Annotated in this window: 24 protein-coding genes, 2 pseudogenes and 1 other annotated feature; of the genes and pseudogenes, 13 read left to right on the top strand and 13 right to left on the bottom strand. The window is 59.4% G+C overall.

Annotation, left to right across the window (positions count from 1 at the left end):
• Positions 1 to 41 precede the first annotated feature (41 nt).
• Both D7I37_RS21480 and tonB read left to right on the top strand, forming a co-directional pair.
• Positions 42 to 695: an epoxyqueuosine reductase QueH gene (locus tag D7I37_RS21480; RefSeq protein ID WP_061794472.1), complete on the top strand. Its 654-nt coding sequence runs from the start codon at positions 42 to 44 to the stop codon at positions 693 to 695.
• A gap of 236 nt (positions 696 to 931) precedes the next feature.
• A complete protein-coding gene (gene tonB, locus D7I37_RS21475; RefSeq protein WP_061794471.1) occupies positions 932 to 1,675 on the top strand; it encodes a TonB system transport protein TonB in 744 nt (247 codons plus the stop codon).
• Between the two features lie 65 nt (positions 1,676 to 1,740).
• Here the strand turns inward: tonB and yciA are convergent, their stop codons facing one another.
• Positions 1,741 to 2,169, bottom strand: a complete 429-nt coding sequence (yciA, locus tag D7I37_RS21470; protein ID WP_061795080.1) for an acyl-CoA thioester hydrolase YciA — start codon at positions 2,167 to 2,169, stop codon at positions 1,741 to 1,743.
• Positions 2,170 to 2,244: 75 nt separating this feature from the next.
• Complete coding sequence (locus D7I37_RS21465) at positions 2,245 to 2,784, bottom strand: septation protein A (RefSeq protein ID WP_061795081.1); 540 nt, start codon at positions 2,782 to 2,784, stop codon at positions 2,245 to 2,247.
• 232 nt (positions 2,785 to 3,016) lie between these two features.
• On the opposite strand from D7I37_RS21465, the pseudogene D7I37_RS21460 reads away from it, so the two are divergent.
• Positions 3,017 to 4,719 (top strand): annotated as a pseudogene (locus D7I37_RS21460) (SulP family inorganic anion transporter).
• Between the two features lie 43 nt (positions 4,720 to 4,762).
• Here the strand turns inward: D7I37_RS21460 and D7I37_RS21455 are convergent.
• A complete protein-coding gene (locus tag D7I37_RS21455; protein WP_061795083.1) occupies positions 4,763 to 5,515 on the bottom strand; it encodes a YciC family protein in 753 nt (250 codons plus the stop codon).
• A 34-nt stretch (positions 5,516 to 5,549) separates the two neighbouring features.
• Positions 5,550 to 5,990: a YkgJ family cysteine cluster protein gene (locus D7I37_RS21450; protein ID WP_095097798.1), complete on the bottom strand. Its 441-nt coding sequence runs from the start codon at positions 5,988 to 5,990 to the stop codon at positions 5,550 to 5,552.
• Between the two features lie 283 nt (positions 5,991 to 6,273).
• Between D7I37_RS21450 and ompW the strand changes: the two genes are divergently transcribed.
• Positions 6,274 to 6,906 carry an outer membrane protein OmpW gene (gene ompW, locus D7I37_RS21445; protein ID WP_129544319.1) on the top strand — a complete coding sequence of 211 codons (633 nt, stop codon included), beginning with the start codon at positions 6,274 to 6,276 and terminating at the stop codon, positions 6,904 to 6,906.
• Positions 6,907 to 6,946: 40 nt separating this feature from the next.
• Here ompW and D7I37_RS21440 read toward each other — a convergent pair whose 3' ends face one another.
• From D7I37_RS21440 to D7I37_RS21410, 6 genes and pseudogenes are all read right to left on the bottom strand, one after another.
• Positions 6,947 to 7,261 carry a BON domain-containing protein gene (locus tag D7I37_RS21440; protein WP_061795086.1) on the bottom strand — a complete coding sequence of 105 codons (315 nt, stop codon included), beginning with the start codon at positions 7,259 to 7,261 and terminating at the stop codon, positions 6,947 to 6,949.
• Positions 7,262 to 7,476: 215 nt separating this feature from the next.
• Positions 7,477 to 8,283, bottom strand: a complete 807-nt coding sequence (trpA, locus tag D7I37_RS21435; RefSeq protein WP_061795087.1) for a tryptophan synthase subunit alpha — start codon at positions 8,281 to 8,283, stop codon at positions 7,477 to 7,479.
• Positions 8,283 to 9,473, bottom strand: a complete 1,191-nt coding sequence (gene trpB / locus D7I37_RS21430; protein ID WP_061795088.1) for a tryptophan synthase subunit beta — start codon at positions 9,471 to 9,473, stop codon at positions 8,283 to 8,285. Before trpB ends, trpA begins: the two co-directional genes overlap by 1 nt.
• A gap of 58 nt (positions 9,474 to 9,531) precedes the next feature.
• Positions 9,532 to 10,893 (bottom strand): bifunctional indole-3-glycerol-phosphate synthase TrpC/phosphoribosylanthranilate isomerase TrpF, encoded by a 1,362-nt coding sequence (gene trpCF, locus D7I37_RS21425; RefSeq protein WP_207205573.1) that lies wholly within the window; start codon positions 10,891 to 10,893, stop codon positions 9,532 to 9,534.
• A gap of 3 nt (positions 10,894 to 10,896) precedes the next feature.
• Positions 10,897 to 12,491: pseudogene (trpD, locus tag D7I37_RS27460) on the bottom strand (bifunctional anthranilate synthase glutamate amidotransferase component TrpG/anthranilate phosphoribosyltransferase TrpD).
• Positions 12,491 to 14,050 carry an anthranilate synthase component 1 gene (locus D7I37_RS21410; protein ID WP_371415235.1) on the bottom strand — a complete coding sequence of 520 codons (1,560 nt, stop codon included), beginning with the start codon at positions 14,048 to 14,050 and terminating at the stop codon, positions 12,491 to 12,493. Before D7I37_RS21410 ends, trpD begins: the two are co-directional and overlap by 1 nt.
• Positions 14,051 to 14,078: 28 nt before the next feature.
• Positions 14,079 to 14,181, bottom strand: a sequence feature (Trp leader region).
• A gap of 240 nt (positions 14,182 to 14,421) precedes the next feature.
• On the opposite strand from D7I37_RS21410, the gene D7I37_RS21405 reads away from it, so the two are divergent.
• From D7I37_RS21405 to rluB, 7 genes are all read left to right on the top strand, one after another.
• Positions 14,422 to 15,309, top strand: a complete 888-nt coding sequence (locus D7I37_RS21405) for a PHP domain-containing protein (protein ID WP_061795092.1) — start codon at positions 14,422 to 14,424, stop codon at positions 15,307 to 15,309.
• Positions 15,310 to 15,356: 47 nt separating this feature from the next.
• On the top strand, positions 15,357 to 15,977 hold the full coding sequence (locus D7I37_RS21400) for an L-threonylcarbamoyladenylate synthase (RefSeq protein WP_129544317.1): 621 nt from the start codon (positions 15,357 to 15,359) through the stop codon (positions 15,975 to 15,977).
• A 114-nt stretch (positions 15,978 to 16,091) separates the two neighbouring features.
• The gene (locus tag D7I37_RS21395) at positions 16,092 to 16,451 is read left to right on the top strand and encodes a Rap1a/Tai family immunity protein (protein WP_061795094.1); all 360 of its coding nucleotides are present in this window, start codon (positions 16,092 to 16,094) and stop codon (positions 16,449 to 16,451) included.
• A 151-nt stretch (positions 16,452 to 16,602) separates the two neighbouring features.
• A complete protein-coding gene (locus D7I37_RS21390; protein WP_242502722.1) occupies positions 16,603 to 17,055 on the top strand; it encodes a hypothetical protein in 453 nt (150 codons plus the stop codon).
• 191 nt (positions 17,056 to 17,246) lie between these two features.
• Entirely contained in the window at positions 17,247 to 17,705 is a 459-nt protein-coding gene (locus D7I37_RS21385; RefSeq protein WP_129544316.1) for an STM2901 family protein, read from the top strand.
• Entirely contained in the window at positions 17,699 to 18,031 is a 333-nt protein-coding gene (locus tag D7I37_RS21380) for a DUF1493 family protein (protein ID WP_095097784.1), read from the top strand. Before D7I37_RS21385 ends, D7I37_RS21380 begins: the two co-directional genes overlap by 7 nt.
• 227 nt (positions 18,032 to 18,258) lie before the next feature.
• Entirely contained in the window at positions 18,259 to 19,158 is a 900-nt protein-coding gene (gene rluB / locus D7I37_RS21375; protein WP_061795095.1) for a 23S rRNA pseudouridine(2605) synthase RluB, read from the top strand.
• Between the two features lie 42 nt (positions 19,159 to 19,200).
• Here the strand turns inward: rluB and cobO are convergent, their stop codons facing one another.
• On the bottom strand, positions 19,201 to 19,791 hold the full coding sequence (cobO, locus tag D7I37_RS21370) for a cob(I)yrinic acid a,c-diamide adenosyltransferase (RefSeq protein ID WP_061795096.1): 591 nt from the start codon (positions 19,789 to 19,791) through the stop codon (positions 19,201 to 19,203).
• 12 nt (positions 19,792 to 19,803) lie between these two features.
• On the bottom strand, positions 19,804 to 20,565 hold the full coding sequence (locus D7I37_RS21365) for a YciK family oxidoreductase (RefSeq protein ID WP_129544315.1): 762 nt from the start codon (positions 20,563 to 20,565) through the stop codon (positions 19,804 to 19,806).
• 362 nt (positions 20,566 to 20,927) lie between these two features.
• Between D7I37_RS21365 and sohB the strand changes: the two genes are divergently transcribed.
• Positions 20,928 to 21,974: a protease SohB gene (gene sohB, locus D7I37_RS21360; RefSeq protein WP_129544314.1), complete on the top strand. Its 1,047-nt coding sequence runs from the start codon at positions 20,928 to 20,930 to the stop codon at positions 21,972 to 21,974.
• Positions 21,975 to 22,016: 42 nt separating this feature from the next.
• Here the strand turns inward: sohB and D7I37_RS21355 are convergent, their stop codons facing one another.
• Positions 22,017 to 22,274 carry a YciN family protein gene (locus D7I37_RS21355; RefSeq protein WP_061795099.1) on the bottom strand — a complete coding sequence of 86 codons (258 nt, stop codon included), beginning with the start codon at positions 22,272 to 22,274 and terminating at the stop codon, positions 22,017 to 22,019.
• 425 nt (positions 22,275 to 22,699) lie between these two features.
• On the opposite strand from D7I37_RS21355, the gene topA reads away from it, so the two are divergent.
• The gene (gene topA / locus D7I37_RS21350) at positions 22,700 to 25,297 is read left to right on the top strand and encodes a type I DNA topoisomerase (RefSeq protein WP_061795100.1); all 2,598 of its coding nucleotides are present in this window, start codon (positions 22,700 to 22,702) and stop codon (positions 25,295 to 25,297) included.
• Positions 25,298 to 25,347: the final 50 nt, after the last annotated feature.

The following is a 25,347-nucleotide window of genomic DNA, read 5'->3' as shown; positions in this document are numbered from 1 at the left end:
TGCGCCGCGCGGTTAAACAGACATGTCTCGGAGGTGAGGAAATGACGGAACTGGTGAGGGAAAAACTCGATTTGCCCGAGGGGAAAAGCAAACTGCTGCTGCATTCTTGCTGTGCGCCCTGTTCCGGCGAAGTGATGGAGGCCATTCAGGCTTCCGGCATCGAGTACGCCATTTTCTTCTATAACCCGAATATTCACCCGCAAAAGGAATATTTGCTGCGCAAGGAGGAGAACATTCGCTTTGCCGAGCAGCACGGGGTGCCTATCATTGACGCCGACTATGATACCGACAACTGGTTTGCCCGCGCCAAGGGCATGGAGCATGAGCCGGAGCGCGGCATTCGCTGCACCATGTGTTTCGATATGCGCTTTGAACGCACCGCCCTGTATGCGCATGAACATGGCTATGACGCGATTTCCAGCTCGCTGGGCATTTCCCGCTGGAAGAACATGCAGCAGATCACCGATTGCGGCATCCGCGCGGCGGAGAAATACCCCGATCTGCTGTATTGGGACTACAACTGGCGCAAGAAGGGCGGCGCGTCGCGAATGATCGAAATCAGCAAGCGCGAACGCTTTTATCAGCAGGAATACTGCGGCTGCGTTTATTCGCTGCGCGATACCAACCTGCATCGCAAAGCGCAGGGACGACCGCTGATTAAGCTGGGCGTGCTGTACTATGGCGACGAAGAATAACCCGCAATCGCGATAACGACCCGCTACGGCGGGTTTTTTTATTTTTAGCGTGAGTGAAACAGGTTAACGAAGCGTGTAAATCGCTCAGTTAAAAGGCAACGCGAAGGTTAATATCCTTATGAGTTTGCTGGTTTTAACCGCCAATACTGACGATTAAAGCGATAGTTTGCCTTTCGTTATTGAATATGATTGCTATTTGCATTTAAACTTGGCGAACCAGAGGAAACAGAATCATTATGCCGCTAAAAAAGATGTTCCTTAATCGCCGTTTGTCAGTGCCGATTGTCCTGTCCGTTGGCTTACATAGCGCCCTGGTGGTGGGCTTGCTCTATGCTTCCGTCAAAGAAGTGATGGACCTGCCCAAGCCCGAGGACGCGCCGATCAGCGTCATGATGGTCAATACCGCCGCGATGGCGGAACCGCCGCCGCCCGCGCCGGCCGAACCCGAGCCGCCGCAGGTGGAGCCGGAGCCAGAACCCGAGCCGGAACCGATACCGGAGCCACCGCCGAAGGCGATCCTGAAGCCGGAGCCGGTAAAGCCCAAGCCCAAGCCGAAACCCAAGCCGAAGGTTGAGAAGCAGGTCAAGCCCGCGCCGAAGAAAGTGGAGCCGCGCGAACCTTCGCCGTTCGAAAACGACGCGCCGGCCAAGCCGATTGACAAAGCGCCGGTGAAGCAGGCGCCGTCTGCGCCGGTGCAGGGCAATTCGCGGGACGTAGGGCCGAAACCGATCAGCCGTGCCGATCCCATCTATCCGCCGCGCGCCAGAGCGTTGCAGATTGAAGGTAACGTGCGGGTGCAGTTCGACATCGACAGCGACGGCCGGGTGAGCAACGTGCGCATTCTGTCCGCCGAACCGCGTAATATGTTCGAGCGCGAAGTGAAGCAGGCGCTGCGTAAATGGCGTTATGAAGCGAAAGAGGCGAAAGATCGCTTCGTTACTATCCGCTTCAAATTGAACGGCACCACCGAAATGAACTGATATTGAGGCTTACGCCAAAAGAAAAGGGTCGCCGCGGCGACCCTTTTTACCTTCGGCAGTTCAGCTTATTCTTCGAAACCGACGCGGAAGTTCATCTTGCCGTCGGGCAGGGCGCGCGAGTTGCCTTCGTCATCCACCGCCACATAGGTAAACACCGCTTCGGTCGCGCGGTAACGCTGGCCGATAGGGGCGGAAGAGACTTTCTTTACCCACACTTCAATGTTGATGGTGATGGAGCTGCGCCCGGTGCGGATACAGTTGGCATAGCAGCAAACCACGTCGCCCACGGCTACCGGTTTCAGAAAGGTCATGCCGTCGACGCGCACCGTGACTACGCGGCCTTCGGCGATTTCCTTGGCCTGGATGGCGCCGCCGATATCCATTTGCGACATGAGCCAGCCGCCGAAGATATCGCCGTTGGCGTTAGTGTCCGCCGGCATCGCCAACGTGCGCAGCACCAATTCGCCGCTCGGTAAAGGTCGTTGTTGTGTCATCGCTGTCTGCTTATCAAAGAAGGGATACCATCATACTGCCCGCGGCAAGCGCCGCAGGCATTAACAATTTTGTAACTATTTTTTCTGTTCTTCCGGCATGTGCCGGTAAATGTAAACGCCGCTGAGCAGGGTGAACACCAGCGTCAGCACCGTCAGGCCGAACACTTTAAAATTGACCCACACGCTTTGCGGCAGCCAGAAGGCGACGTAGATGTTCGCCAGGCCGCAGGCCAGGAAGAAGACCGCCCAGGCGAGGTTCAGATTGCTCCACACCTTGTCCGGCAGCGTCAGCTCTTTGCCCAACATGCGCTGTACCAGCGGTTTTTTCAGCACCAGCTGGCTGATCAGCAACGCCAGCGCGAACAGAGCGTAGATGACCGTCACTTTCCATTTGATAAACAAATCGTTATGGAATACCAGCGTCAGGGTGCCGAACACCAGCACCATCAGGAAGGTGATCAGCGTCATCTTCTCGACCTTGCGGTATTTCACCCAGGTGAACACCAACGCCAGGGCGGTAGCGACGATCAGCGCGCCGGAAGCGACGTAGATATCGTACAGCTTGTAAAAAGCAAAAAAGACAATTAGCGGGAGGAAATCTAGAAACTGCTTCATAAATCAATCCATCAACTGTTCATCGGCCGACTATACCGGATTCGACGGGCTCTGTGTACCGCCGGGAGCGGTCGATTATCGGCGTTTGGCCGGCGGATTTCTGCCGCGAAAGCAGGAATTTGCATAAACTTACGCTTGAAGTCGCGAGTTCGCAGCGGGCGGATTGCCAGTCTCGCCGGCGCGCCGCATAGTAAGCGTAATAATAGCCGCATAATTTACCACGGAAAATAGCATGCAGTGGAAATCTCTCCAGGCCCTGACGCCTGGTTTGACGCATTTGTTAGGGTATCAACGCAGCTGGCTCAAGCCGGACATGCGCGCCGGGCTTTCAGTGGCCGCCGTCGCGCTGCCGGTCGCCATCGCCTACGCCGAACTGGCCGGCGTCAGCCCGGTAGTGGGGCTTTATTCCTGCATTTTGCCGATGGTGGCCTATGCGCTGTTCGGCTCCTCCCGCCAACTGATCGTCGGGCCGGACGCCGCCACCTGCGCGGTGATCGCCGCGGTGGTCACGCCGCTGGCCGCCGGCAACATGGAGCGGCATTGGCAGTTGACCATCATGATGACGGCGATGATGGGGGCTGGTGCCTGCTGGCCAGCCGCTTCAGGCTGGGTGCGCTGGCGGATTTGCTGTCGCGGCCGATCCTCAGCGGGCTGTTGAACGGGGTGGCCATTACCATCATCGTCGATCAGATCGGCAAAGTGCTGGGGTTCGCGGTGCGGCCGGCGCAGCTGATCGAGCGCATCTACGCGCTGCCCGGCAATCTGTTGCACAGCGACTGGCTGACCATGGCGGTATCGCTGCTGACCCTGATAACGCTGATCGGGTTTAAAAAATGGCGGCCCAACTGGCCGGCGCCGCTGTTCGCCATCGTGCTGGCGGCGTTCGTCACCTGGGCGGGCGGCCTGCAGCGGCACGGCGTGGTGACGGTCGGCGGGTTCAGCGGCGTATTGCCGATCGTCCAGTGGCCGGATTTTCAACCGGGGCTGCTGCGCGACATGGTGATCCCGGCGCTCAACCTGGCGGTGGTGAGCTTTGTCAGCATGATGCTGACCGCCCGCAGCTTTGCGGCCAAGAACGGTTATGAGGTGAACGCCGACGCCGAATTCCGCGCGCTGGGCCTGGTGAATATCGTGTCGGCGCTGTCGCAGGGGTTCGCCATCAGCGGCGCCGATTCGCGCACCGCGGTCAACGACGCCAACGGCGGCAAAAGCCAGCTGGTGTCGATCATCGCCGCGGTGGTCATCGCCTTCGTGCTGCTGTTCCTGATGGCGCCGCTGCAGTTCATTCCGGTGGCGGGGCTGGGCGTGGTGCTGATGTATGCGGCCTGGTCGCTGCTGGATTTCCGCGGTATCTGGCTCCTGCGTCGCCGCAACGCCCAGGCTTTCCGCCTGGCGATGTTCACCTTCCTGTGCGTGTTGCTGGTGGGGGTGATCAGCGGCATCGGGCTGGCGGTGCTGCTGGGGCTGATGCAGTTCTTGCGCACGGTGTTCCGGCCAACGGAGCAGCTGCTGGGGGTTAACCAGGAGGGGATGATCCACTCGATGGGCCACAACAACGGCATCCGGCCGGTGCCGGGCGTGATGATGTATCGCTTCAACTCGCCGCTGACCTATTTTAACGTCGCCTATTTCAAGCGGCGCATTCTCAACCTGGTGGACGGCACGCCGTTCCAGCCGCGTTGGGTGGTGGTGGACGCGGTCGCCAGCTTTACCCACGCGGACATCAGCGTGCTGGCGGCCATCGATGAGTTAAAACGCGATCTGTTACAGCGTAACGTGAAGCTGGTGCTGGCGGGACGGCGCACCGAGCTGACGCGCTGGTTCCGCATCAATCGGCTGGGGCGCGACAAGGAGCTGATATTGGTGCCGGATTTGTATCTGGCGCTGAAGCTGATTCAGAGCAAAGAACAGGCGGATCCTCCGCCGGCGCCATAAAAAAGGGCACGCCGAGGCGTGCCCTTGATCTTGCCGGCCCACATTAGCTGCGCAGCAGCATATACAGGCGGAACAGGTAAATCAGCAGCAGCGCGGAAACCAGGTTGCTCAGCGCGGTCAGCACCACGCTGGCGACGTTTGGCGTCAGCACCGACAGATGGCTCACCATAAACAGCACCAGCAGCTTGGCCGCCAGCCACAGCATCATCGCCGGCACGATCACGCGCGCGTTGGCGAAGGCCAGCTTGCAGCTCAGCTTGATCGAGGCAAATACGCCCTTTTTGTCGGCGGTGGTGATCACCGGCGCCAGCGAGAAAGCGATGGCCATAATCACGCCGGGCACCACGAACAGCGTCAGGCCCAGTTGGATCAGCAGGGTGCAGATAAACAGCAGCAGCAGCAGGCGCGGCAGCTCCGGCGCCGAGATGCCGATGGCGCGCAGCGCGCTGGTACGTTGCCCCTGAGATACCAGGCGGATCAGCGTCAGCATCCCGCCGACCAGCAGCACGTTGCCCACCAGGGCGGAAAACGTGGCGGCGGCCGACACCCTCAGCAACACCATCTGCTGTTCCGGCGTCATTTGCTGGATGATCTCCTGGAGCCCCATGCCTGAAGTCGCGGCGAAATCGCTGGTCGTCGCGGCCAGGATCGTCAACTGTTCGGCGTCAGGACTGAATACCTGGTTGAGCAGCACGGAGATGAACGCAGTCAACAGCGCCAACATCAGGATGCTGGCCAGTTGATTACGGAAAAAATTAAAACTGTCACGGTACAAAGCGTTGGCCGTGATAGGCATGCAGACTCCTTGGCGTCGAGAAAACAGAGATAAATCAGTGGGCGATTGTACCCTGTTCCGCGCCGCTGTGGCACCCCGCGAGTTGCACTACGTCTAATTCTTCGACGATTGTCGTTTCCGGCAGCGACAAGGGCAGCGGAACCGGCAATGGCGGCAGGCCGTAGCGTTCACGGGCGCGATCGCAGGCTTCGTTGCGCAGCCCGTTTTCGCCCGACTGATCGAACTCGCGACAGGGGCTGGGGCGGTTGAGATAAATGGAACAGGACACCGCCTTGCCGATTTCGCCATCCAGTGCCGTACAGCGCGGGGCCTTGCTGTTGGTCCCCTGCATGCAGCGCAGGAAAGGGGTTAAGGGTTCGGTCAGGGATAAAGGCACCGCGCCGCCGCCATCTTCCGCTTCGGCCCAATAGAATGACACTCGAAAATAACCGCAGCATGCGCCGCAGCTGACACAGGGATTGAGAATTTCGCTCATCTTGATTGCCGACCGACTCCTTACGGCACCAACCAAAACCAACACGGAAGATGAAATTACTCAGCGGTAATTTTTTTAGCAACCGAAATTTGAACATGCAGATAATTTGCAACAAATTTGATTTTTTGATTCAGATCAATTCTCTATTTATTAAGCGGTTAGGTAACCTTGTTTTTAGTGGGATTTTGAATTTTTACACATAAGATGTGATCCCTATGGGATCATGAATACCCGTAAGTAGGTATATTCCCCGAGAGTTTAAACCACACAAATGGAATGGATAATGAAAAAGACAACTCTGGTGGTATTGGCGGCGATGACGGCCCCTATGTTGGCAAGTGCGCATCAGGCGGGGGATTTCCTGTTCCGCGCCGGGACCGCGACGGTGCGGCCGAACGCGGGGTCGGACAACGTGCTGGGGCTGGGCTCGCTGGATGCCAAAAACAACACCCAACTCGGGCTGACCTTCGGCTATATGGTCACGGACAATATCGGCGTTGAGCTGCTGGCGGCGACGCCATACCGCCATAAGGTCACGCTGGGCGGCACCGATCTGGCCACCGTGCACCAGCTGCCGCCGACGCTGATGGCGCAATATTACTTTGGCGACAAGCAGGACAAGCTGCGTCCTTACCTCGGCGTGGGGGTGAACTACACCACCTTCTTCGACGAGAAGTTCAACGACTACGGCAAAGAGGCGGGGCTGAGCAATCTGAGCCTGAAAGATTCCTGGGGCGTGGCGGCGCAGGCCGGTATGGATTACAACCTGGACGAGCACTGGATGCTGAACATGTCGGTATGGTGGATGAATATCGAAACCAAAACCCGCTTCGACGATGCGGCGGGTGGGCACCACAGCATAGATACGCGTCTGGATCCGTGGGTGTTTATGTTCGGGGCGGGTTATCGCTTCTGATGGGCCGGGCTCAGGGAGGCGTCGCGCCTCCCTGCAAAGGTTATTTCAACTGCATGACGTTCTCGACGGATTTCACGCCCGCTACGCCACGGGTGGTTTGCACCGCGCGGTTGGCGTCTTCGCTGGAGGTGACAAAGCCGCTCAGCTGAACGCGCCCTTTAAAGGTCTCCACGCTGATCTCTCTCGACTTGATGTTTTTGTCCGCCAGCAGCGCCGATTTTACCTTGGTGGTAATCACCGTGTCGTCAATATAACCGCCAGTCCCTTCGGATTTCGCCGTCGGCGCGCAGGCGCTCACCGCGAAAGCCACCACGGCTGCCATGCACCAGACCGAAAGGGTTTTAAATAGCTTCATAAATTACTCTCCATGCAATGTTATTGTCGAAACTACATTCGGTTTTCACCTGAAAAGATAGCGCATTCCCCAACACAAAGAAATGCCTGGATAACCAAGCCAATTGTGATGCAACAAGCGAATTTGTTCAAATTTCAGGTGTAAAAAAACGCCATAACCTTGAGCGCAAACAAGATGTTATCAGCGGGCGCCATCGGCTGCGCCCGCTGCGGCGGTCAGGAACGGGTGGCGGCCTTCATGTCGCGGACAAAGCTCGCCAGCCTGGCCAGCATCTCGCCCGGATCGGCCTGGTTCTGTTCGATAATTTTGACGATCGCCGAACCGGAAATCGCACCGGCGGCGCCGGCCTGCAGCGCATCCCGCACCTGGCCCGGTTCGGAGATGCCAAAGCCCTGCAGCGGCGGCGCGGCGCGGTATTCGCGCAGCCGGTTCACCAGGTGATGCAGCGGCAGCTGGGCGCGGCTTTCGGTGCCGGTAACGCCGGCGCGCGACAGCAGGTAGGTATAGCCGCGGCCGTGCGAGGAGATTTCGCGCAGCAGATCGTCGTCGGCGTTCGGCGGACAGATAAAGATCGGCGCAATGCCGTGACGCGCCGCCGCCGCGCGGAACGGGGCGGACTCTTCAAACGGCACGTCGGCAATCAACACCGAGTCCACGCCCACTTCGGCACAGCGTTGGTAAAACGCGTCTATGCCTTTATGGAACACCAGGTTGGCGTACATCAGCAGGCCGATCGGGATGGCCGGATGCTTTTGGCGGATCGTCGCCAGCATCTCGAAACACTGGGTCGGCGTCACGCCGGAAGCGAAGGCGCGCAGCGCCGCGCTCTGAATGGTCGGGCCGTCGGCCAGCGGATCGGAGAAGGGGATGCCCAGCTCCAGCGCGTCCGCGCCGGACTCGACCAGGGTATCGATAATCTGCAGCGACAGCGCCGGGTTGGGATCGCCCAGCGTCACGAACGGGACGAATGCGCCTTCCTTGTCGTTTTCCAGGCGTTTGAACAGTTGCTGATAACGTTCCATCAGATTTCTCCCCGTGCTTTCAGAATGTCGTGAACGGTAAATATGTCTTTGTCGCCGCGGCCGGACAGGTTGACTACCAGGATCTGCTCTTTCTGCGGCGTTTCACGGATCATTTTCAGCGCGTGTGCCAGGGCATGGGAGGATTCCAGCGCCGGGATGATGCCTTCGCTGCGCGACAGCGCCTTGAAGGCGTCCAGCGCCTCGTCATCGGTGATCGACACGTATTCCGCGCGGCCGATGCTGTTCAGGTAAGCGTGCTGCGGCCCCACCGACGGGAAGTCCAGCCCGGCGGAAATCGAATAGGATTCTTCGATCTGGCCTTCGGAGGTCTGCATCATCGGCGCTTTCATGCCGAAATAGATGCCGACGTGGCCATGCTTCAGCGGTGCGCCGTGTTGGCCGGTTTCGATACCCAGCCCCGCCGGCTCAACGCCGATCAGGCCGACGCCGGCGTCATCGATAAAGTCGGCGAACATGCCGATGGCGTTGGAACCGCCGCCGACGCACGCCAGCACCGCATCCGGCAGGCGGCCTTCGCGCTCCAGCATCTGCGCCTTGGTCTCTTCGCCGATCATGCGCTGGAATTCGCGCACGATGGTCGGGTACGGGTGCGGGCCGGCGGCGGTGCCGAGCATATAATGCGATTTTTCATAGCTGCCGGACCAGTCGCGCAGCGCCTCGTTGCAGGCGTCTTTCAGGGTGGAGGAACCGCTGTGCACCGGGATCACTTCGGCGCCCATCAGCCGCATGCGGAACACGTTCGGCGACTGGCGCTCGATATCTTTGGCGCCCATATAGATGCGGCATTTCAGGCCGAGCAGGGCGCAGGCCAGCGCCGAGGCCACGCCATGCTGGCCGGCGCCGGTTTCCGCGATAATTTCGGTTTTGCCCATGCGCTTGGCCAACAGCGCCTGGCCCAATACCTGGTTGGTTTTGTGCGCGCCGCCGTGCAGCAGATCTTCGCGCTTCAGATAAAGCTTGGTTTTGGTGCCGGCGGTGAGGTTTTTGCACAGCGTCAGCGCCGTCGGTCGGCCCGCGTAGTTTTTCAGCAGGTCGATAAATTCAGCCTGAAATTCTGGGTCGCGCTGGGCGCTGACGAAGGCTTCTTCCAGCTGTTTCAAGGCCGGCATCAGAATCTGCGGCACGTATTGACCACCGAATTCGCCGAAGTAGGGGTTAAGCAGCGTCATTATAGTTCCCGTTGTTATCCATTAATGTATACCCATTATTTAGGGTATAGAGTCGCATTCAGTAGGCGCGCAGGGTTTGGAACACCGCGGCCAGACGGGCGGCGTCTTTGATGCCGGGCTGGCTCTCCACGCCGGAATTAAAGTCCAGGCCGGCGCAGCCGAGCTTGGCCGCTTCGACGCAGTTGTCTGCGCCCAGGCCGCCGGCCAGCATCACGTTGCCCAGATCTTCGCCCTGCAATAACGACCAGTCGAAACGTTGGCCGGTGCCGCCGGCGCCGTTGTCCAGCAGGAAGCGATCGACGTGTTGCAGATCGCGCGCCGGCAGCCGGTCCTTCACGCTCAGCGCTTTCCAGATTTGGCAGCGGGCCGGCAATTGGGCGCGCAGGGCGGTGATATAGGCCTGATCTTCCGCGCCGTGCAGCTGCACCGCCTGCAGACCGAGGCGTTCGACGGTTTTCACCAGGGTGTCGACCTGCGCGTCGCAGAACACGCCGACATATTTCAGCGGCGCGCCGGAAATCACCTCGCGGGCGCGGTTGATGTCGACATAGCGCGGTGAGCGGCCGACGAAGATCAGCCCGCCGTAGAGGGCGCCGGCCTGATAAGCGGCGGCGGCGTCCTGCGGGCGGGTCAGGCCGCAGACCTTGTTGTCGCCGAGGATCACCCGGCGCACCGCGGCGCGCAGGTCGCTTTCCGACATCAGCGCACTGCCGATCAGGAAGCCGTTGGCGTAATGGCTCAGCTCGCGAATTTGGCCGTAGTTGTTGATGCCGGACTCGCTGATCACCGTCACGCCGTGCGGCACGCGCGGCGCCAGCTGGCGGGTGCGGCCCAGATCGATGCTCAGGTCGCGCAGGTCGCGGTTATTGATGCCCACCACCCGCGCCTCCAGGACGATGGCCCGCTGCAGCTCTTCTTCGCTGATCACTTCGGTCAGCACGCCCATGCCGAGGCTGTGCGCCACCGCCGCCAGCTGACGATATTGATCGTCGTTCAGCACCGACAGCATCAGCAGGATGGCGTCGGCCTGATAGAAGCGCGCCAGATAGATCTGATACGGATCGATAATAAAGTCTTTGCACAACACCGGCTGGGTCACGGTTTTGCTGACCAGCGGCAGGAAGTCGAAGCTGCCCTGGAAGTATTTCTCATCGGTCAGCACCGAGATGGCCGAAGCGAAATCCTTATAGACCGAGGCGATCTCCACCGGGTCGAAGTTTTCGCGGATCAGCCCCTTGGAGGGCGAGGCCTTTTTGCATTCAAGAATAAACGCCGTTCTGGTGCCCTGCAGCGCGTGATAGAAGCTGCGCTCGCTCGGGACGATGTCGTTCTGAAAGCTGGCCAGTGGCTGTTGTTGCTGTCGTGCTGCGACCCATTGCGCCTTGTCACGAACAATCTTGTTGAGCACGGTTTCCTGCATCATTTATCCTCTTGCCGCCAGTGCGATAACACGCTCGTAAGCCTGCCCGCTGTTAATCATGTCCAGGGCCTGCCGCGCATTGTGGCGCAGGTCTTCATGCCCGAATAACTTCAGCAGTAACGCCACGTTAGCGGCGACCGCTGCGGCGTGCGCCGGTTCGCCTTTACCTTGTAACAACCGTGCCAGAATGTCACGATTTTCTTCCGGCGTGCCGCCCAGCAGCGCCGCCAGCGGGTAGGTTTCCAGCCCGAAGGATTGCGGCGTCAGCTGGTAACTGGTGATTTCGCCGTTGTTCAGCTCGGCCACGTGGGTGGCGGCGTGGATCGCCACCTCATCCATCCCGCCGCCGTGCACCACCGCCGCGCGCTGGTAACCCAGCACCCGCAGGGTTTCGGCGATCGGCAGCACCAGCTCCGGGCTGTACACGCCGATCAGCGCCAGCGGCGGGCGCGCCGGGTTGATCAACGGCCCCAGCACGTTGAACAGCGTGCGGGTCTTCAACTGTTGGCGCACCGGCATCGCATGGCGGAAGCCGGTGTGATACTGCGGCGCGAACAGGAAGCAAACGCCGAGATCGTCCAGCGCCTTGCGCGCTTCTTCCGCCGGCAAATCCAGACGGATGCCGAACGCCGCCAGCAGATCGGACGATCCGGAACGGCTGGAGACGCTGCGGTTGCCGTGCTTGGCGATTTTCGCGCCGCAGGCCGCCGCGACGAAGGCGCTGGCGGTCGAGATGTTGATGCTGTTGGTGCCGTCGCCGCCGGTGCCGACGATATCGGCGAACGGATAGTCAGGGCGCGGGAACGGCTGGGCGTCGTCCAGCAACGCCATGGCGGCGCCGGCGATCTCTTCCGGGCGTTCGCCGCGCACTTTCATGCTGATCAACGCCGCCGCCAGCTGGCTCGGCTCCAGTTCGCCGCGCACGATGGCGCTGAATAACTGCTGGCTTTCCTGCTGGCTCATCGACTCGGCGCGGTACAGCTTTTCAAGAATAGGTTGCATCGTCGTTTTCCTTATTACTTCGCCAGCGCCCAGGCCAACGTCTGCTCAAGCAGGCGCGCGCCTTGGGTGGTCAGGATGGATTCCGGGTGGAACTGGAAACCGCATACGCGATGCCGGTCATCGCGCACCGCCATCACCATCTCGCCAAAGCGGGCGTTGACGGTGAGTTCGGCCGGGATATTGCTGCCGACCAGCGAGTGATAACGCGCCACCGGCAGCGGGTTGGCCATGCCGGCGAACATGCCTTCGCCGTCGTGAGCAATCGCCGACGCTTTGCCGTGCAGGATCTCGCCGGCCTGGCCGACGTGGCCGCCGTAGGCTTCGACAATCGCCTGATGGCCGAGGCAGATGCCGATAATCGGCAGCTGGCCGCGCAGGCGCTGCAGCAGTTCCGGCATGCAGCCGGCCTCGGCGGGGGTACCCGGTCCCGGCGACAGCATCAGCACCGGTTGCGCCATCTGCTGCAGGCGTTCGATAATCAGATCGGCGGCGATCTGGTTGCGGTAAATCACCACCTGATGGCCGCTGGCGCGCAGCTGATCGACCAGGTTGTAGGTAAAGGAATCGACGTTGTCGAGCAGTAAGATATCGGCCATCAGAACACCTCCCTGGCCTGATGCGCGGTAGCGATAGCGCGCAGCACGGCACGTGCTTTATTACGGGTTTCATCGGCTTCCGCCTGGGGAACAGAGTCCAGCACCACGCCGGCGCCGGCCTGCACGGTGGCAATGCCGTCTTCAACGTACGCGGAGCGGATGACAATACAGGTATCCAGATCGCCGGTGGCGGTGAAATATCCCACCGCGCCGCCGTAGCTGCCGCGGCGGGAGCCTTCGGAGGCGGCGATCAGTTGCATCGCGCGCACTTTCGGCGCGCCGCTCAGGGTACCCATGTTCATGCAGGCCTGATAGGCGTGCAGCACGTCGAGATCGGCGCGCAGGGTGCCGACCACGCGCGACACCAGGTGCATGACGAACGAGTAGCGATCCACCTTGGTCAGATCCGCCACGTAGCGGCTGCCGGCCTGGCAGATGCGCGCCAGATCGTTGCGCGCCAGGTCGACCAGCATCAGGTGCTCGGCCAGCTCTTTATGATCGGTGCGCATTTCCAATTCGATGCGGCTGTCGAGATCCAGATCCAGCGCCCCCTCCTTGTTGCGTCCGCGCGGGCGAGTGCCGGCGATCGGGTAGATTTCAATTTGGCGGTTGCCGGCGTCGTACTTCAGCGCGCTCTCCGGCGAGGCGCCGAACAGGGTGAATTCGTCGTCCTGCATGAAGAACATGTACGGGCTCGGGTTGTTGTCCTTCAGCGTTTGATACGCCGCCAGCGGCGCCGGGCAAGGCAGGGAGAAGCGGCGCGACGGCACCACCTGGAAGATCTCGCCCTGGCGGATCGCCTGCTGCAGTTCGCTGACCACCGCGCCGTATTCTTCGTCGCTCTGGTTGCAGCTCAGCTGCATGCTTTCCAGTGTCTGATGCGGGATCGGCTGCGGGGTTTGCTTCAGCTGCAGCTGCAGCTGCTCCAGACGCTGCTGCAAACGTTGTTCCTCGGCCGGGTCGGCGGTGAATACGCTGGCCTGCAAACGGGCGAAGCCGCGCTGGTGGTCCAGCACCAGCAGCGTTTCCGCCAGGTAAAAGCAGAAGTCGGGGCAGCGCTGGTCCTGGCGCAGCGCCGGCAAGTCTTCAAAGCCGGCCACCAGGTCATAGGCGAACAGGCCGCCGAGCATCACGGCTTCGCGCTCGTCCGCCGGCGAGTCGACCAGCGTCAGCAGGGTGCGCAGCGCGTCAAATACCGACAGCGAACGCAGGCGGGCGTCTTCATCCTGCACCGCATCGATCGGCGGGAAGGTCAGCTCGCGGCCGTTGGGGCGAACCTGGATGCGCACTTCGCCCGGCAGCGCTTCGTCCAGCAGCGGCAGCAGCGCGGCGCCGTTGGCGGTCAGCGCTTGTACGTTGACGATGCGGCCCAGCGCGGTGATGCGCAGGGCGCTGTCGATCACCAGCAGGCTTTGCAGGTTCTGCTTGCTGTTGATTTCAGCCGACTCCAGCAGCAGGGTGGCCGGGCGCGCGCCGCACAGCTGGTGGAAAATGGTGGTGGGGTCGCCCCGGTAACTGGCTTGCGCCTTTAACAACCTGAGTTGTGGTTTCTGGTTCATTATCGCTGGTTCCGCTTGAATTCTGTCCATAAAAAAGCCCGCTTCAGGGCGGGCTCAGGAAATCTGCATTGTCGGATGACAGGTATGCGCGATTACACCGCCCGCGAAAGGGAGGTACGCCACCAACGAAGAAGAGAAGTTTGCTTGTTCATTTCCGTGCTCTCTTGTTTATCATCCGACAGGGTATCCGTCGTGAACTTGTGTACTAGTTAACTGGTTCGAGGAAATAAAGTCAACCCTCTTTTCGCACAATGTTTTTAGCGTTGAGGATGAATTCTGTTCATCCTGACCCTGGGGCGGGCAGAATAGATTTCCGTCCGGTCGCCGATAACGGGTATGATAGAAAGCCAAGCCATTGCCGGATATTTGTTTTGACAGACAGCAGCCCACAGCCCTCCGCGTTTACCCTGTACGACCTCCACAGCCATACCACCGCCTCCGACGGCTACCTGACGCCGGCGCAGCTGGTGCAGCGGGCGGTGGAAATGCGCGTCGGCGTATTGGCGATCACCGATCATGACACCACCGCAGGGTTGGCCGCCGCCGCCGCGGCCATCGCCGAGCTGGCGCTGCCGCTGCAGCTGGTGAACGGGGTGGAAATCTCGACGCTGTGGGAAAATCACGAAATTCATATCGTCGGATTGGGCATCGATAGCGCTCACCCGGCTATGGTGCGGCTGCTGGCTGAGCAGAGCGAGCGCCGCAACCTGCGGGCCGGGGAAATCGGCCTGCGGCTGGCGAAGGCGCGCATTCCCGACGCCTATGAGGGCGCGCAGCGGCTGGCTGCCGGCGGGGCGGTCACCCGCGGCCATTTTGCCCGTTATCTGGTGGAGACCGGGGTGGCCGACAATATGGCGCAGGTCTTCAAGAAGTATCTCGCCAAGGGCAAAACCGGCTACGTTCCGCCACACTGGTGTACAATAGAACAAGCCATTGATGTGATTCATCAATCTGGCGGGCAGGCGGTGATGGCACATCCGGGCCGCTACGATCTGACGGCCAAGTGGCTGAAACGCCTGTTGGCGTATTTTGCCGAACAGGGCGGCGACGCCATGGAAGTGGCGCAGTGCCAGCAGGCGCCGAATGAACGTTCGCAGCTGGCTAAATATGCCCAGGACTATCGGCTGCTGGCGTCGCAGGGATCCGATTTTCACCAGCCCTGTTCGTGGATCGAGCTGGGCCGCAAGCTGTGGTTGCCGGGCGGCGTTGAACCGGTATGGCGCGACTGGCCGCAGCCGGCGCGGGCCGGGGCCATCTGATTTAACGCGGGCGATGCCGCCTGCGTGCATCATTTTAGGAGCAAGTCATGAGTCAGCTTTTTTATATTCATCCGGACAACCCCCAACCGCGCCTGATCAATCAGGCGGTGGACGTCCTGCGCAAGGGCGGCGTGATCGTTTATCCGACCGACTCCGGCTACGCGCTGGGCTGCAAGCTGGAAGAGAAGGCGGCGATGGAGCGCATTTGCCGCATTCGTCAGTTGGACGGCAGCCATAACTTCACGCTGATGTGTCGCGATCTGTCCGAGCTGTCGACCTATGCCTACGTCGACAACACCGCATTTCGACTGATCAAGAACAACACGCCGGGCAACTACACCTTCATTCTGAAAGCCACCAAGGAAGTGCCGCGTCGGCTGATGAACGATAAGCGCAAAACCATCGGTTTGCGCGTGCCTTCAAACCCGATCGCGCTGGCGCTGCTGGAAGTGCTGAATGAGCCGATGATGTCCACCACGCTGATGTTGCCGGGCAACGACTTTGCCGAATCCGACCCGGAAGAAATCAGCGATCATCTGGGAAAACAGGTGGATCTGGTGATCCACGGCGGCTTCCTTGGCCAGCAGCCGACCACGGTGGTCGACCTGACCGAATCCGCGCCGGAAGTGGTGCGCGAAGGGGCGGGCGATCCGGCGCCTTTCCGCTGATGTAAACTCTTGCCGCCTTGCTCATTATCTGAAAAGTGGCCGACGCGAGGTTATTTGCCGCGAAAGCCGCTATTCTACAGTTTCCAGAATTGATAATGAGCAGGATGCGTTACAATGATTAAACGGGTTTCTATTTTAGCGGCCTTATTATTTTCCTCTGCGGCCAGCGCAGGTTTCTATTCCGGCAGCGCCTTGCTGTCTGAGACCGGTGGCTACGTAAAAAACAAAAATGGCGAAGCCACCGTGGCCGAAGCGCTCGATGGCGGCATGTTTATGGGCTACGTGGCCGGGGTATTCGATACCTATTCCATGCAGGGCAACCGCAATATCTGCCCGGACGCCGGCATGAGCGTCGGCATGGCCGCCGATGCGGTGATGCAATATCTGAATGAGCATCCTGAGCAGCTGCATTATTCCGCCCCGTCGGTAATTATGCTGGCGTTAAGCGCCGCCTATCCCTGCGTGCGGCATTAACGGCCGGTCCATTTCGTGCGCATTTTTTCTTAAGGTGCGCTCTCTCCTCTTTAGCACGAACTCCCCTGGATAACGCCGCACAACGCTGGCAATTTGCTTCGGCGCGTCCCCCTTCGAACGGGGCGGAGAACTGCGTTTACCGGAGGTAAATATGACCGCGTTTCACTGTGCCAATATCACGTTCGATTATCAGGACGTCGGCGCCGGAGCGTTTTGTCACTCTGTCGGTGGCGCTGGCGGAAGCGATGCCGCAGCGGGTGCAGGGCATGTTGTTTCTCTACTGGAGCATGACGCGGCCGGAAGCGACCTTTTTTCAGGCGGTCGTGCAGATGCAACAGCCTCGCCACTGGCCATCGAGCGGGCCTATCGGCAATACGGTTCACCCCTGCAACGGCTGGCGGGGCTTTCGCCGGCGCCGCGCTGTCGGCATGTTTATTCGCTGGATCGCCACGAAGATTATCTGCACCGGCAGCAGGACTTCGCCGCCGAACATCGGTTCTTTTCGGTCGTGCGGCTGGAGCAGGCCCGCACCCACCTCGGCATTCTCGAGCGGCCTGAGGCGGTGTTGGGGGCGGTGGATGACTTTTTCGCCTATGGGACCTGAGGGAATGGCGGCCGCGCGCCCGGGAAAACACAATATATAATCTTATTTATAAATAAAAACAGTCATATAAAACATAGCCAGTTTGGGGCCGTGGGTTTGTGTTACAGCCGACAGTGCATTATTAATGCCTGTTGCCTTGGTTGAGGATTAGCTATTAGTATCAGCTTCTCTAAAGTGATGAGGATTCAGGGATGGATACTGTAGAGCAGTTAAACGGGACCTACTTCTACGCAGGACGGCCAAACCTGAGCGCAGGTGAAATGTTTTTCATGGTGTTCTGTGAACAGGTAGCCGAACAGTTAGGAGTTGATGATTTTGGCGCGATCGTTGCGATTGTGTCGGGTCTCAACGTTTCAAAGACGCGGGGCAAGTTTAGAGGGAACATTGAAGATACCTCCTATGCATCGCGCGGCGCTCGAAAAGTGTTCGGAAAAAAAACCTTTCCCGGTAATGTGAAATTGCCGTCTGTTGTAGGCGGGTATCCACTATCCACGATGAGAGTCATCCTAACGCGTAAAATGGGAACATTTGTAGGTCGTGCTGTCCCTGTTGTTGGTTGGATCATCCTCGCAAAAGACGTAACAGAGATTTCATTCAAATCCGTTACCAGATACAACAGCATAGCGCGAGGAGACGATAAATTATGGTAACGACCGAAGAAGTATTAGAGTTTTTCCGCAATGAACTATCCACGCCCGTAACATGGAAAGGAAAGGTTGAGCATCTCCAACTTGATACCCTACTTCAGGATTATGCTGAGGGGGATGAGTTTCCGTATGCGATTGAGGATTACGCTGAAAAGTTTGGCGTGGACGTATCCGTCATCGACATGACTCATTATTACCCGTGGGAAAATTTATCTCGCTGGGAACGCTGGTTTAAATGTAAAAAGAGTGACATAGAGAAAAACAGAAAGCCTTTAACCGTGCGTATGTTCGCGGAGTCTGCCAAGGCCGGTAAATGGTTATATGACTAATCTTCATCATCGAAAGTATTGAGCGATAAACCAACAAACTTTTTAGAATCATTGACTCTAAAATTTGTGTAGAATGTCCGGCCACGCTGTATCGTGTGTGACACCTTGTTTGACATGCTGTGTTCCAAAATGTATGCAAGATTATAGGGTTATGGCGTTACTGGCCGTAACTGATTGAAAGTATAGTATACGTTGACGTCTGTGAAGGCGACACTAGAGGTTGCTCAATGAGCGAGAAGTTACAGAAAGTTTTAGCGCGCGCCGGCCATGGCTCGCGTCGTGAAATCGAAACCATGATTGAAGCCGGCCGCGTCAGCGTCGACGGCAAGATAGCCAAACTGGGCGATCGCGTCGAGGTGAATCCTGCGATGAAAATTCGTATGGATGGCCACGTGGTGTCGATCAAGGAATCCGAAGAGGCGGTTTGCCGCGTGCTGGCTTATTACAAGCCGGAAGGCGAACTCTGCACCCGCAGCGACCCAGAAGGCCGCCCAACGGTGTTCGATCGCCTGCCCAAGCTGCGCGGTTCCCGCTGGGTGGCGGTAGGGCGCCTGGACGTTAACACCTCCGGCCTGCTGTTGTTCACCACCGACGGTGAGCTGGCTAACCGCCTGATGCACCCGAGCCGCGAAGTTGAACGTGAATACGCCGTGCGCGTGTTTGGCCAGATCGACGACGCCAAGGTAAAGCAGCTGAGCAAGGGCGTGCAGCTGGAAGACGGCCCGGCCGCCTTCCGCACCATCAGTTTCCAGGGCGGCGAGGGGCTGAACCAGTGGTATAACGTCACCCTGACCGAGGGCCGCAACCGTGAGGTGCGTCGCCTGTGGGAAGCGGTGGGCGTGCAGGTCAGCCGCCTGATCCGCGTGCGCTACGGCGATATCGATCTGCCGAAGGGCCTGCCGCGCGGCGGTTGGGCCGAGCTGGATCTGCCGGCGATCAACTACCTGCGCGAGCTGGTAGAGCTGAAGCCGGAAACGGTCAGCAAGATGCCGGTGGAGCGTGAACGCCGCCGCGTGAAGGCCAACCAGATCCGTCGTGCGGTCAAGCGGCATACTCAGGTCGCCGGCAACGGCGGCCGCCGCAGCGCGCCGGGCGGCAAATCCGGCAAGCCAGGCAAGCGCAGTTAAGCATGCCACTCTGGCCCCGTGCGGGGCCAGAGTGGGTTCCCGCTACCAGTCGATTCCCTGTTGCGCCTTGATGCCCGCGTCAAACGCGTGTTTCACCGGCCGCATCTCCGTCACCGTATCCGCCAGCTCCAGCACATCGCGATGGCAGCCGCGCCCGGTAACGATCACCGTCTGGTGCTCGGGACGCCGCCGCAGCGCCTCCAGCACCTCTTCCAGCGCCAGATAACCATAGGTCAGCATATAGGTCAGTTCGTCCAACAGCACCAGATCCAGGCTGCTGTCGGCCAGCATGCGTTTGCCGTGCTGCCATACCGCCTGACAGGCGGCGGTATCAGCGGCCTTGTTCTGCGTCTCCCAGGTGAAGCCGGTGGCCATCACCTGAAATTCGACGCCGTGCTGCTGCAGCAAATTCTTTTCGCCGTTGGGCCACTCGCCCTTGATGAACTGGATCACGCCGGCCTGCATGCCGTGGCCGACGGCTCGCGTCACGGTGCCGAAGGCGGCGGTGGTTTTGCCCTTGCCGTTGCCGGTAAACACCAGCAGCAGGCCGCGCGTTTCCTGGGCGGCGGCGATGCGCGCGTCCACCTGTTCTTTCAGCCGCTGCTGGCGCTGCTGGTGACGATCTTCAGCCATAAAACGGCTCCTTTATTCGGCGGCGCCGGGTTTGCGGTTCGGTTGCGCGTCGAAGGTCATGCCGGTTTTACGGCGGCTGTCATCCCCCATCAGATAAAGGTACAGCGGCATGATATCGGCCGGCGTTTTCAGCTTGTTCTTGTCTTCGTGCGGGAAGGCGGAAGCGCGCATTTTGGTGCGAGTTCCGCCCGGATTGATGCAGTTTACCCGAAGATGGCGGCTTTTGTACTCGTCCGCCAGCACCTGCATCATGCCCTCGGTGGCGAACTTGGACACCGCGTAAGCCCCCCAGGTGGCGCGCCCGGTGCGGCCCACGCTGGAACTGGTGAACACCAGCGAACCGGCGTTGGATTTCAGCAGCAGCGGCAGCAGCGCCTGGGTCAGCATAAAGGTGGCGTTGACGTTAACCTGCATCACCTCCTGCCACATCGGCATCGTCAGCTCAATCATCGGGGCGATATCCCCCAGCAGCCCGGCATTGTGCAATACGCCGTCGAGCCGCGGGATTTTCGCCGCCAAATCGTCCGCGATCTGTTGGCAGCGTTCCGGCGTGGCGTGCAGCAGATCCAGAGTGACGACCGAGGTCGGCGCGCCGCCCAGTGCGGCAATTTCGGCCTGAACCGCCTGCAGTTTGCTCTCGGTGCGGCCCAGCAGCACCAGTTGGGCGCCGAAGCGCGCGTAGGTCAGCGCCGCTTCACGGCCGATGCCGTCGCCGGCGCCGGTAACCAAAATAATGCGTTGTTCGAGCAGGTCTTGTTTAGGTTGGTAGTGCACAATAATTCCTCGCGCCTCGGTGGCTGGTCTCCCGCTTACGTCGGGGAGAAAGGGTGAATTGCCGGGCCGCGGCGGGAGCTAAGGCTCGACCGCATGACTGGCCCTGCAGCGAATCTGTCTCATCATGTTGATGAATAATGCGTGTTATATGCCTTAAATGGATCGCATTTTCAATGATTAGGCGGCGGAATCGGCATTCTTTTGTAACAAAAGTGGAATGGCGCCGGCTTGGTTAAGCTCGAAATTGCCCCCATAGTGCTTCACAGGGAACAAGGAATTTTTATTTAGCCGCGACAGCAGCCGCTGCGGATGGCTAAAATGAACCCGATCATACTAACAACCTGTAAATAAAGGCGGAATCTGTGGAGTTTATATCTGTTTATGGTCTGTTCCTGGCCAAGGTCGCCACTGTGGTGCTCGCCATCGCTGCATTGGCCGTGCTGGCGGTCAGCCTGGGGCAACGCAAGAACCGGCAGAAAGGGGAGCTGCAGCTGACCGATCTGGGCGAGCAGTATCGCGAGATGCAGCGCGAGATGCGCCTGGCGCGCATAGGTGACGCCGAACAAAAAATCTGGAGCAAGCAGTTCAAGAAGCAGACCAAAGCCGACGGCAAACTGAAAAAGCAACGCGCCAAATCCGGTGCGGTCGAAGTGACCAAGCCCTGCCTGTACGTGCTGGATTTTAAAGGCAGCATGGACGCGCATGAGGTGACCTCGTTGCGCGAAGAAATTTCGGCGGTACTGGCGGCGGCCACCCCGCAGGACGAAGTGCTGCTGCGGCTGGAAAGCCCCGGCGGCGTGGTGCACGGCTACGGCCTGGCGGCTTCGCAGCTGGAGCGCCTGCGCAAGGGCGGCATTCGCCTGACGGTGGCGGTGGACAAGGTGGCGGCCAGCGGCGGCTACATGATGGCCTGCGTGGCGGATCGCATCGTGGCTGCGCCGTTCGCCATCATCGGATCGATCGGCGTGGTGGCGCAGATCCCCAACTTCCATCGCCTGTTGAAAAAGAACGACATCGACGTGGAGCTGCACACCGCCGGGCAATTCAAGCGCACGCTGACGCTGTTTGGCGAAAACACCGAGCAGGGGCGCGAGAAGTTCCGCGAAGACCTGAACGAGACCCACGAACTGTTCAAGCAGTTCGTGCATCAGCAGCGCCCGTCGCTGGATATCGACAGCGTGGCGACCGGCGAGCACTGGTTCGGCAGCCAGGCCAAGGAGAAAGGGCTGGTCGACGCCATCGGCACCAGCGACGATCTGCTGATCGCCGAGCTGGACAACCATGAAGTGATCGCCGTGCGCTATGCGCGCCGCAAACGCCTGATGGATCGTTTCACCGGCAGCGCGGCGGAGAGCGTCGATCGTCTGCTGTTGCGCTGGTGGCAGCGCGGGGAAAAGCCGCTGCTTTAAGCGCGGATTAAACCGACTGCGGGGGCCAGGCGCCCCCGTTTTTTATTTCTCATCGACCAGGTGATATTTTTCGGAAAGCAGGTGGGCCAAATGTTTAAACATATTAAATACTGCGGTGGTTTTGGCGGTAGGCAATCCATCCGCGTCCAAAAAGAATTCGCCGCGGAAAACTAAAACGCTGCCTTTTTGTTCAACGTCGGTGGCGAGCATGCCGTGCAGATAATCTTCATGTTGACGAATGAGGTTATTTGCTTCCGCCAGCAGGGCTTCACGAGTGATGGGTGAGGTATTAGTGCGCATTTATTACACTCCAAACATAAATTCTGTGCATATTCTAACGCCGGTTCGCATTTATCCGCAAACCTACTAAGGTTTATTTGCCGTCTGGATGGCCAGCGTCAGCGGCCAGTTGGCGAAATCCGTCTTTCCGTGCTAATTAGGTTGCGTGACGCTTTTTATCAGGTACAGTGTGGGATTTTGCGGCGTCGGGTGGAAGGTTTTGTTTACGCCATGAATGAGTTTCACCCGGCCATACTTCTGGGGCATGGGTGAATAGCGGGCAGGATCAACAACTTGCGTTCAGGTTGAGCAATCAGTCAGCCAAAAGAAAAAAACCTGTTGATCTCTTGCCAGACTGCCGCAATATAAAAAAGAGACACGAATTGCCGCGGCACGGCGAGATAAAAGACTTCTTTTTAGAAGAAATAAATTAGGTAAAGGTAAATATGGGTAAAGCTCTCGTAATAGTTGAGTCCCCGGCAAAAGCCAAAACTATTAATAAATACTTAGGCAATGACTACGTGGTGAAGTCCAGCGTCGGTCATATCCGCGATTTGCCGACCAGTGGCTCAGCCAGCAAAAAGAGCGCTGACTCATCCGAAGACAAAGCCAAGAAGAAAGTTAAAAAAGATGAGAAGACGGCGCTGGTCAATCGTATGGGCGTCGATCCTTATCACGGCTGGAAAGCGCATTACGAAATCCTGCCGGGCAAAGAAAAAGTTGTCGCCGAGTTAAAATCGTTAGCGGAAAACGCCGACCATATTTATCTCGCAACCGACCTTGACCGCGAAGGGGAAGCCATCGCCTGGCACCTGCGGGAAGTGATCGGCGGGGACGACAAGCGTTTTAGCCGCGTGGTGTTTAACGAAATCACCAAAAACGCGATCCAGCAGGCGTTCAAACAGCCGGGCGAGCTGAACATCGACCGCGTCAACGCACAGCAGGCGCGCCGCTTTATGGACCGCGTAGTGGGTTACATGGTCTCTCCGCTGCTGTGGAAAAAAATCGCCCGTGGCCTGTCCGCCGGGCGAGTCCAGTCGGTGGCCGTGCGTCTGGTGGTGGAGCGCGAGCGCGACATCAAGGCGTTCGTGCCGGAAGAATACTGGGAGCTGCACGCCGATCTGCTGGCGAAAGGCGATACCGCGCTGCAGATGGAAGTGACGCACGCCCACGACAAGCCGTTCAAACCGGTTAATCGCGAGCAGACCCACGCCGCCGTCAAGCTGCTGGAGAAAGCCCGCTATACCGTGCTGGATCGCGAAGACAAACCGACCAGCAGCAAGCCGGGCGCGCCGTTCATTACCTCCACGCTGCAACAGGCCGCCAGTACCCGCCTGAGCTTCGGCGTGAAGAAAACCATGATGATGGCCCAGCGGCTGTATGAAGCCGGCCACATTACCTACATGCGTACCGACTCCACCAACCTGAGCCAGGATGCGCTCAACATGGTGCGTGGCTACATCGGCGACAACTTCGGCGCCAAGTACCTGCCGAAAGCGCCGAATCAGTACAGCAGCAAGGAAAACTCGCAGGAAGCGCACGAAGCCATTCGTCCTTCGGATGTGAACGTGCTCGCCGAGCAACTGAAAGATATGGAAGCGGACGCGCAGAAGCTGTATCAGCTGATCTGGCGTCAGTTCGTCGCCTGTCAGATGACGCCGGCGCAGTACGATTCCACAACGCTGTCGGTCAAGGCCGGCGATTACCAGCTGCGCGCCAAGGGCCGCACGCTGCGTTTCGACGGTTGGACCAAGGTGATGCCCGCGCTGCGCAAGGGCGATGAAGACCGCACGCTGCCGTTTGTTGAAGTCGGCAGCGAGCTGGAACTGCAAAAGCTGATCCCAAGCCAGCACTTCACCAAGCCGCCGGCGCGTTACAGCGAAGCTTCGCTGGTGAAAGAGTTGGAAAAACGCGGCATCGGCCGCCCGTCGACCTACGCGTCGATCATTTCCACCATCCAGGATCGTGGCTATGTGCGGGTGGAAAGCCGCCGTTTCTACGCCGAGAAAATGGGTGAAATCGTTACCGACCGCCTGGAGGAAAACTTCCGCGAGCTGATGAATTACGATTTCACCGCGCGCATGGAAGACGGCCTGGATCAGGTCGCGAACAACCACGCCGAGTGGAAAGCGGTGCTGGACGAGTTCTTCGTCGACTTCAGCGAACAGCTGGGTACGGCGGAAAAGGATCCCGAAGAGGGCGGCATGCGCCCGAACCAGATGGTGATGACCAGCATCGACTGCCCGACCTGCGGTCGCAAGATGGGCATTCGCACCGCCAGCACCGGCGTGTTCCTCGGCTGTTCCGGCTATGCGCTGCCGCCGAAGGAGCGCTGCAAAACCACCATCAACCTGGTGCCGGAAGCGGAAGTGCTCAACATCCTCGAAGGCGACGATGCGGAAACCAACGCGTTGCGCGCCCGTCGCCGCTGCCAGAAATGCGGCACGGCGATGGACAGCTACCTGATCGACAACCAGCGCAAGCTGCACGTCTGCGGCAACAACCCGGCGTGTGACGGTTACGAGATCGAAGAGGGCGAGTTCCGCCTGAAAGGCTATGACGGCCCGGTGGTCGAGTGCGACAAGTGCGGTTCTGAAATGCACCTGAAAATGGGGCGTTTCGGCAAGTACATGGGCTGCACCAACGAAAACTGCAAAAACACCCGCAAGATCCTGCGTAACGGCGACGTTGCGCCGCCGAAGGAGGATCCGGTGCCGTTGCCGGAGCTGCCGTGCGAGAAGTCCGACGCGTACTTTGTGCTGCGCGACGGCGCCGCCGGCGTATTCCTGGCGGCCAACACCTTCCCTAAATCGCGCGAAACCCGCGCGCCGCTGGTGGAAGAGCTGGCCCGCTTCAAGGATCGCTTGCCGGAGAAGCTGCGCTATCTGGCGGATGCGCCGGTGGCGGATGCCGAAGGCAATAAAACCATGGTGCGCTTCAGCCGCAAGACCAAGCAGCAATACGTCTCTTCGGAGAAGGACGGCAAGGCCACCGGCTGGTCCGCTTTCTACGTGGACGGCAAGTGGGTCGAAGGCAAAAAGTAACTTTGCAGCCTGAATGCAACAATCGAAAACCAGCCCCCGGGCTGGTTTTT

The sequence above is a fragment of the Serratia sp. 1D1416 genome, from assembly GCF_003641105.1.
GTDB lineage: Bacteria > Pseudomonadota > Gammaproteobacteria > Enterobacterales > Enterobacteriaceae > Serratia > Serratia ficaria.
Note: the sequence above shows the minus strand (reverse complement) of the source record. Positions and strands in the feature narration are given on the sequence as shown.

Bases quoted from the DNA above. Each gene is read 5' to 3' on its own strand.
- D7I37_RS21455 (WP_061795083.1), bottom strand. From the start codon at position 5,515: ATGCCTATCACGGCCAACGCTTTGTACCGTGACAGTTTTAATTTTTTC.
- D7I37_RS21440 (WP_061795086.1), bottom strand. From the start codon at position 7,261: ATGAAGCTATTTAAAACCCTTTCGGTCTGGTGCATGGCAGCCGTGGTG.
- D7I37_RS21380 (WP_095097784.1), top strand. From the start codon at position 17,699: ATGGTAACGACCGAAGAAGTATTAGAGTTTTTCCGCAATGAACTATCC.
- D7I37_RS21390 (WP_242502722.1), top strand. From the start codon at position 16,603: ATGACCGCGTTTCACTGTGCCAATATCACGTTCGATTATCAGGACGTC.
- cobO (WP_061795096.1), bottom strand. From the start codon at position 19,791: ATGGCTGAAGATCGTCACCAGCAGCGCCAGCAGCGGCTGAAAGAACAG.
- D7I37_RS21450 (WP_095097798.1), bottom strand. From the start codon at position 5,990: ATGAGCGAAATTCTCAATCCCTGTGTCAGCTGCGGCGCATGCTGCGGT.
- D7I37_RS21465 (WP_061795081.1), bottom strand. From the start codon at position 2,784: ATGAAGCAGTTTCTAGATTTCCTCCCGCTAATTGTCTTTTTTGCTTTT.
- trpA (WP_061795087.1), bottom strand. From the start codon at position 8,283: ATGGAACGTTATCAGCAACTGTTCAAACGCCTGGAAAACGACAAGGAA.
- D7I37_RS21480 (WP_061794472.1), top strand. From the start codon at position 42: ATGACGGAACTGGTGAGGGAAAAACTCGATTTGCCCGAGGGGAAAAGC.
- rluB (WP_061795095.1), top strand. From the start codon at position 18,259: ATGAGCGAGAAGTTACAGAAAGTTTTAGCGCGCGCCGGCCATGGCTCG.
- trpCF (WP_207205573.1), bottom strand. From the start codon at position 10,893: ATGCAGGAAACCGTGCTCAACAAGATTGTTCGTGACAAGGCGCAATGG.
- D7I37_RS21400 (WP_129544317.1), top strand. From the start codon at position 15,357: ATGAGTCAGCTTTTTTATATTCATCCGGACAACCCCCAACCGCGCCTG.
- yciA (WP_061795080.1), bottom strand. From the start codon at position 2,169: ATGACACAACAACGACCTTTACCGAGCGGCGAATTGGTGCTGCGCACG.
- D7I37_RS21395 (WP_061795094.1), top strand. From the start codon at position 16,092: ATGATTAAACGGGTTTCTATTTTAGCGGCCTTATTATTTTCCTCTGCG.
- D7I37_RS21355 (WP_061795099.1), bottom strand. From the start codon at position 22,274: ATGCGCACTAATACCTCACCCATCACTCGTGAAGCCCTGCTGGCGGAA.
- topA (WP_061795100.1), top strand. From the start codon at position 22,700: ATGGGTAAAGCTCTCGTAATAGTTGAGTCCCCGGCAAAAGCCAAAACT.
- ompW (WP_129544319.1), top strand. From the start codon at position 6,274: ATGAAAAAGACAACTCTGGTGGTATTGGCGGCGATGACGGCCCCTATG.
- D7I37_RS21410 (WP_371415235.1), bottom strand. From the start codon at position 14,050: ATGAACCAGAAACCACAACTCAGGTTGTTAAAGGCGCAAGCCAGTTAC.
- trpB (WP_061795088.1), bottom strand. From the start codon at position 9,473: ATGACGCTGCTTAACCCCTACTTCGGCGAATTCGGTGGTCAATACGTG.
- D7I37_RS21385 (WP_129544316.1), top strand. From the start codon at position 17,247: ATGGATACTGTAGAGCAGTTAAACGGGACCTACTTCTACGCAGGACGG.
- tonB (WP_061794471.1), top strand. From the start codon at position 932: ATGCCGCTAAAAAAGATGTTCCTTAATCGCCGTTTGTCAGTGCCGATT.